General features: G+C 40.5%; 2 protein-coding genes. Both read right to left on the bottom strand.

Annotation, left to right across the window (positions count from 1 at the left end):
- Positions 1-223, bottom strand: a 223-nt coding sequence (locus ACRCJ0_RS17000) for an L-threonylcarbamoyladenylate synthase (protein ID WP_431391335.1), incomplete at its 3' end; no start/stop codon positions are given.
- 36 nt (positions 224-259) lie between these two features.
- A partial coding sequence (locus ACRCJ0_RS16995) for a HemK/PrmC family methyltransferase (RefSeq protein WP_431391333.1) occupies positions 260-782 on the bottom strand: 523 nt, incomplete at its 5' end.

Below are 782 nucleotides of genomic sequence, written 5' to 3'. Positions count from 1 at the left end.
CGTCAATCATATAGTCAAAAATATCTTCTGGATCAGCGATATGGACAATCAAAGGATTATCGCTTGGACGGCCTTTTACCGTATAGACTGATTTAACAGCATCCGCATTATTGGCGGTAGCCCCTAGACCAAAGACTGTTTCAGTTGGAAAGGCCACTAATTGGCCATCCTGCAGTAAGGTTGCGCCTTCTTCAATTTCACTTGCTTGAATGATTTTTGTCATTATTGGTTGAACTCCTTTCTTATTTCTATGTTTTTTTTAGATTGTTGTATTATATGGATTTTGGATGACTATAATTCGGTCATTGCCCGCATAATCTTGGATAATGTTTACCTCGGCGTCCGTCATTCGCAGGCGGTCTTTAGCGCCAGCAAGCAAGGATTGCCCTTGTTGGTAACCAAATTCCCCAATAAAGTAACCCGGCTTAGCCAAATAATCATGGATTTGGTCGAATAAGCGCCAATAAATTTGATAGCCATTTTCCCCTGCAAAAAGGGCTAAATCTGGTTCATATAGGACCGTTGATTTGGACATCACATTCGTTTCATCTGAGCCGATATAAGGTGGGTTTGAAATGATTAAATCAAATTCTTGGCCAAGAACTGGTTCAAATAAATCACCAAGTTGAAAATCAATAACAGCTTTTTTATCCGCAGCATTTTCACGGGCAATATTTAAGGCATCCGGTGAAATATCTGTCGCCGTGACTTGCAGGTTTGGGAACAGTTGTTTTAAGGTAACCGCAATAATCCCCGTACCAGTACCAATATCAAGTACCCTA

The organism is Aerococcus sp. L_32 (assembly GCF_050689315.1).
This window is presented reverse-complemented; position numbering and strand designations above follow the sequence as displayed.